A 5601-nucleotide genomic window follows, 5' to 3' on the forward strand; every position below is an offset into this window, starting at 1 on the left:
AACGGCACATCCCCCAACACCGTCGCCCGCTGCATCACCCGCCGCGCCGGTCGGTAATCGTCCACCGCGTAATGCTGGGTCACGCGGTTATCCCAGAAGGCGATGTCGTCTTTCTGCCAGCGCCAGCGAATGGTGAATTCCGGCCGGGTCGCGTGGGCAAAGAGAAATTTGAGGATCGCCTCGCTCTCGGTTTCCGACAGCTCATTGATCTTCGAGGTAAATCCTTCATTGACGAACAGCGATCGCCTTCCACTGGCCGGGTGCGTACGGATCACCGGGTGCGACAGCGGTGGATTCTTGCGCCGTGCTTCTTCCCACTGCGCCAGCGCCTCAGGCGTATTGCCGTAGCGCTCGAGCGGAAACGATCGGGTGAAATCGTGGGTCGCTGTCAGCCCTTCGAGCAGGGTTTTCATCGGCGCCGACAACGCTTCATATGCCGCGATGCCGCTGGCCCACAACGTGTCGCCACCAAACTCCGGCAGCAACTTGGCGCTGAGCACCGCGCCCATCGCCGGCGTCGGCAGAAAGGTTACGTCGGTGTGCCAGATCGCGTTGTCGCGTACGTCGGTGACGGCGGTATCGAGGATCAGCACTTCCGGTTGTTCCGGCACGTTCGGGTAGATCGGGTGAATGTGCAGGTCGCCGAAATAATGCGCGAAGCGTGCCTGTTGCGCCGGCTCGATCGGCTGGTTGCGGAAGAACAGCACTTGGTATTTAAGCAGCGACTGCTCGATCGCGTCGCGGTGTTCCAGGCTCAGCGGCTGGCTGATGTCGACGCCGCTGATCTGCGCGCCGAGGGCGGAGCTTAACGGGGTGATGTTGAGGGTGCTCATGGTCGTTCTCGTCGAATTCGGAGTGTCATGCTTTTGTGGGAGCGAGCCTGCTCGCGAATGCAGAGTGTCAGGCGACAGTGCAGTGACTGATCTGACGCTTTCGCGAGCAGGCTCGCTCCCACAGGGGAATTTTCACAAGGCGATTTAGTGCGCCTGGCCGTGCCACGGCACCAGTCTGCGCTGCAATGCGCGCAGGCCCATTTCCATGGCGAAGGCGATCAGGGCGATGACCAGAATCCCCAGCACCACCACATCGGTGACCAGGAACTGCGCGGCCGACTGCACCATGAAGCCCAGGCCACTGGTGGCCGCGATCAGTTCAGCGGCGACCAGGGTCGACCAGCCGACGCCCAGACCAATGCGCACGCCGGTGAGAATGTCCGGCAGAGCGCTCGGCAAAATCACATGGCGAATCAACTGTGCGCGCGTCGCGCCCAACGACTGCGCCGCGCGCAGTTTTGCTGGATCAACCGTGCGCACACCCGTCGCGGTGGCAATTGCAATCGGCGCAAAAATCGCCAGATAGATCAGCAGTACTTTCGACAACTCGCCGATCCCGCACCAGATCACGATCAGCGGCAGATACGCCAGCGGCGGGATCGGGCGGTAGAACTCGATCAGCGGATCGAGTACACCGCGAGCGATGCGGTTGGCGCCGATGGCAATGCCCACCGGCACGGCGGTCAGGATGGCGAAAAAGAGTCCAAGGCCGATGCGGCTGAGGCTGGCGCCGAGGTGCTGCCACAAAGTCGAATCCATGTATCCGGAAGTCGCCAGCAACCAGCCCTTTTGCAGCACGGCGGAGGGGGGCGGCAGGAACAGCGGTTCGATCAGGCCGGTCGCGGTCACCGCCCACCAGATCGTCAACAGGCCGAACAGGGTCAGCAGGCTGATCCAGCGAGTGCTGAGGCTGCGGCGCACCGGGATTTTCACCGAAGGCGTTTTCACCGCCGCAGCGGAAACGTCGTAACTGCTCATGCGCGCTCCTGCCGGGGTACGGCGCTGCGTTGCGAGAAGACTTTGCTCAGCACGTGTTCGCGGGTTTCGATAAAGCGCGGATCGGATTTGATCGCGCGGGCCGATTCACCTGCGGCGTAACGCTGACCGAAATCCAATTGCAGGCGCTCAACGATCTGCCCTGGATTCGGCGCCAGCAGAATCAGGTCCGTGGCGAGGAACACCGCTTCTTCAATGTCGTGGGTAATCAGGAAAACCGGCTTGGCCGTGCGTTGCCAGACTTGCAGCAACAGCTCCTGCATCTGCTCGCGAGTGAATGCATCAAGCGCACCGAACGGCTCGTCCATCAGCAACACGCGCGGATCAGCGGCGAGGGCGCGAGCGAGGCCGACGCGTTGTTTCTGGCCACCGGACAATTGCCAGATGCGCCGGTCTTCGAAGCCGGCGAGATCGACCAGCGCGAGCATTTCACGGGCGATTTTTTCCCGCTGGTCCTTGCCGACACCGGCCAGTTCAAGGCCGAAGGCGACGTTGGCCAATACGTCCTGCCAAGGCAGCAAGGCGTCGTCCTGAAACACCACGCCACGTTCGGCGCTCGGGCCTTTGACCGGCACGCCGTCGAGGGTGATGCGCCCGGCACTCGGTTCGACGAAACCGGCAATCAGGTTCAACAGCGAAGTCTTGCCACTGCCGGACGGGCCGAGGGCGACCAGCAACTGCTGCGGCCCGAGGGTCAGAGAAATATCCGCCAGCACCGGCTCCGGGCTGCCCGGGTACTGTGCGCTGATGCGCTCCAGCTGTAGCAAGGCCATCGCTGTATCTCCCGATCAGTTAGTGATGTATTTGGCACTGACGTAAGGCGCGTAGTCCGGCAGCACGGCTTCGACCTTGCCTTGCTCCTTGAGGAACGCGGCGGTGTCGGTGATGGCTTTGGTGGTCGGCGCGCCGAGGTCACTGACCTGATCCGCCGCCAGCGGGTAGACGTTGCCCTGCAGCAGCAGCGGAATGTCGCTGGCCTTGGCACCGGAGAGCTTCACCAGTTTGTCGACGTTGGCTTGATCGGCGAGCCAGGCTTTCGGGTCTTTGCGGTAATCGGCGTAGGCGTCGAGGGTGACCTTGGCGAACGCGGTGACGATTTCCGGGTGCTTCTCGGCGAAGTCTTTGCGCACGATCCACGCATCGAAGGTCGGCGCGCCGAACTTGGCCAGTTCGCCGGAGGTGATCAGCACTTTGCCGTTTTCCTTGGCCACGCCCAGCGCCGGGTCCCACACGTAAGTGGCGTCGATGTCACCGCGTTTCCACGCGGCAATGATCGCTGGCGGCGCGAGGTTGAGCACGGTGACTTTCGACGGATCGATGTTCCAGTGCTTGAGCGCGGCGAGCAGGCTGTAGTGCCCGGTGGACACAAACGGCACGGCGATTTTCTTGCCGATCAGATCCTGCGGGGTCTTGATGCCGGAGCCGTCACGGGCGACCAGTGCTTCGGCGGCGCCGATCTGAGTGGCGATGAGGAAAGTTTCGACCGGGACTTTGCGGGTGATCGCGGCGGTCAGCGGACTTGAACCGAGGTAGCCGATCTGCACATCGCCGGAAGCGATAGCGGCAATGATGTCGGCACCGTTATCGAATTTGCGCCAGCTGATGTCGGCCTTGGTGGCTTTCTCGTAGGCGCCGTCGGCCTGAGCGACTTTGGCCGGGTCGACGGTGGTCTGGTAGGCGACGGTGAGATCGGCCGCCTGGGCCAGAAAGCTTGCAGCGGCCAGTGAGGCGGCGGCGAGCAGGCGAAGCGGGAAATTCAGTTTCATTGAAGAGCTCCATATCAGGCGACCGAGCGTCGGCGTGAAAGGAGACTAAATGATCTAAGAATCGGTAAATAAATAACTTTTTAGAATGAGCTTATGAGCGGAAAAATCTAAGGCGCGGGGGATTGTGGATAATTTGGATCTTGCGTTCGACGTTCGATCTTTGCCCCCTCACCCCAGCCCTCTCCCCCAGGGGGGCGAGGGGGAAAGGGGGCCGATCTCTGTGCTTTTCAAGGCCTGAGTTCGGCTCGGTATTTCAGGTCGGCGTACTTCGCATCAACAACCCGGTCAGTCCCCTCTCCCTCTGGGAGAGGGCTAGGGTGAGGGGCTCTTCAGTTGCTGATCGCGAGGATGCTCGCCTGATACGAACCGACAAACACGTCAAAATCCCCCACCTCGTTCTGCTCCAGCTCAGCCTGCGCTGCCAGCGACGTACGCGCCAGTTCTTCAAACTTCGCTTGCTCGTCAGCCGCCAACGGCTCGCTGCGGAAGAACTCGGCGTGAGTCTGGCTCTGGCGCAGGGAGAACTGCGCGAAGCTTTCCTTGTGCTCGGCCATCGCTGCCAGCACTTGCGCCGATGGCGTCAGGGACGGGTCGTTGACCTTGGCCAGTTGCGCATCCAGCGCCTTGCTGTGGGCATCGCCGCCGACGCTCTGATCGAGCATCGCCGCCAGCGGAGCAATCTGTTCCAGCAGTTCAGCGGCCCATTGCTTCATTTCGACCGACTCACCATCACGCTGCAATTGCAGGCCCGGACGGCGACCTTCCTTGACCACGCTGAGGAAGTTCGAAGTGGCGTTGCCGCACGAAGTGTTGGTCAGCAGCGGACTGTCGTTCAACGCGCAATACAGCAGGAAGGCGTCGATGAAGCGCGACTCGGTGATGTCGATGCCCATTGGCAGGAACGGGTTGATGTCCAGGCAGCGCACTTCGACGTACTGGATGCCGCGCGCCATCAGCGCCTGGATCGGCCGCTCGCCGGTGTAGGTCACGCGTTTCGGGCGGATGTTGGAGTAGTACTCGTTTTCGATCTGCAGGATGTTGGTGTTGAGCTGCACCCACTCACCATCCTTGTGCGTACCGACTTCAACATACGGCGCATACGGCGTGGCCACGGCTTCGCGCAGGCTGTCGGTATAGCTCGCCAGATCGTTGTAACACGGTGTCAGGCCGGCCTGGGCGTTGCTCTGATAACCGAGATCGCTCATGCGCAGGCTGGTCGCGTACGGCAGATAGAGGGTGTCCGGATCGAGCTGTTCGAGCTGATGCGAACGCCCGCGCAGGAAACCGGCGTCCAGCGCCGGCGAGGCACCGAACAGGTACATCAGCAGCCAGCTGAAACGGCGGAAGTTGCGGATCAGGGCGATGTAGGACACCGACTGGAAATCGCGATCGGTGCCGACGAAACCTTCGGCTTCGCGCAGCAATGGCCAGAGCTGTTCCGGCAGGGAAAAGTTGTAGTGAATCCCGGCAATGCACTGCATGGTCTTGCCGTAACGCAGGGCCAGCCCCTTGCGATAGACGTACTTGAGCTGACCGATGTTGGAGGTGCCGTAATAAGCGATCGGGATGTCTTCCTCGGCCGGCAACGGGCACGGCATCGATGGACTCCACAGATACTCGTTGCCGAGTTTGCTGTAGGCAAAACGATGAATCTTGTCCAGGCTCGCCAGCGTGTCGGCAGGATCCGGCAGGGCAGGCGTGATGAATTCCAGCAGCGACTCGGAGTAGTCGGTGGTGATCTGTTCGTTGGTCAGCGCGGAACCCAGGGCTTCGGGGTGCGGCGTTTGCGCCAGGCGACCTTCACTGGTCACGCGCAGGCATTCACGTTCGATACCGTGCAGGCACTGCTTGAGCAGAGAGAGGTTAGCGCGCTCGCCGAGCAGAGCCAGGCGGCGGTTGAGAAGTTCGCTCAATTTGGATTCCTTCACGCGTCAGTCGCCCCAATATGGGGGTGGGCAGGACGGTCTACAAGGGTGAAGTTGAAACTGGCGTTATCGCCTGGTTTT

The 5601-nt window shown here is 61.7% G+C and carries 5 protein-coding genes; all 5 read right to left on the minus strand.

Features of this window, described 5'->3' with window-relative positions; translation table 11 throughout:
- Positions 1-833 (minus strand): taurine dioxygenase (gene tauD / locus D6877_RS06555; RefSeq protein WP_130910259.1); only part of this gene is annotated, 833 nt, incomplete at its 3' end.
- 144 nt (positions 834-977) lie between these two features.
- Entirely contained in the window at positions 978-1811 is an 834-nt protein-coding gene (tauC, locus tag D6877_RS06560) for a taurine ABC transporter permease TauC (protein WP_130910260.1), read from the minus strand.
- Positions 1808-2602: a taurine ABC transporter ATP-binding subunit gene (tauB, locus tag D6877_RS06565; protein ID WP_130910261.1), complete on the minus strand. Its 795-nt coding sequence runs from the start codon at positions 2600-2602 to the stop codon at positions 1808-1810. The genes tauC and tauB overlap by 4 nt, the downstream gene beginning before the upstream one ends.
- Positions 2603-2617: 15 nt before the next feature.
- Positions 2618-3595 carry a taurine ABC transporter substrate-binding protein gene (gene tauA, locus D6877_RS06570; RefSeq protein ID WP_130910262.1) on the minus strand — a complete coding sequence of 326 codons (978 nt, stop codon included), beginning with the start codon at positions 3593-3595 and terminating at the stop codon, positions 2618-2620.
- Positions 3596-3924: 329 nt separating this feature from the next.
- Complete coding sequence (gene gshA, locus D6877_RS06575; RefSeq protein WP_130910263.1) at positions 3925-5508, minus strand: glutamate--cysteine ligase; 1584 nt, start codon at positions 5506-5508, stop codon at positions 3925-3927.
- Positions 5509-5601 lie beyond the last annotated feature (93 nt).

It is taken from the genome of Pseudomonas sp. Sample_9 (genome assembly GCF_004307535.1).
Lineage (GTDB): Bacteria > Pseudomonadota > Gammaproteobacteria > Pseudomonadales > Pseudomonadaceae > Aquipseudomonas > Aquipseudomonas mercuritolerans.

Excerpts from the sequence above, each read along its gene's own strand:
- tauC (WP_130910260.1), bottom strand. The coding sequence starts at position 1,811 with ATGAGCAGTTACGACGTTTCCGCTGCGGCGGTGAAAACGCCTTCGGTG.
- tauB (WP_130910261.1), bottom strand. The coding sequence starts at position 2,602 with ATGGCCTTGCTACAGCTGGAGCGCATCAGCGCACAGTACCCGGGCAGC.
- tauA (WP_130910262.1), bottom strand. The coding sequence starts at position 3,595 with ATGAAACTGAATTTCCCGCTTCGCCTGCTCGCCGCCGCCTCACTGGCC.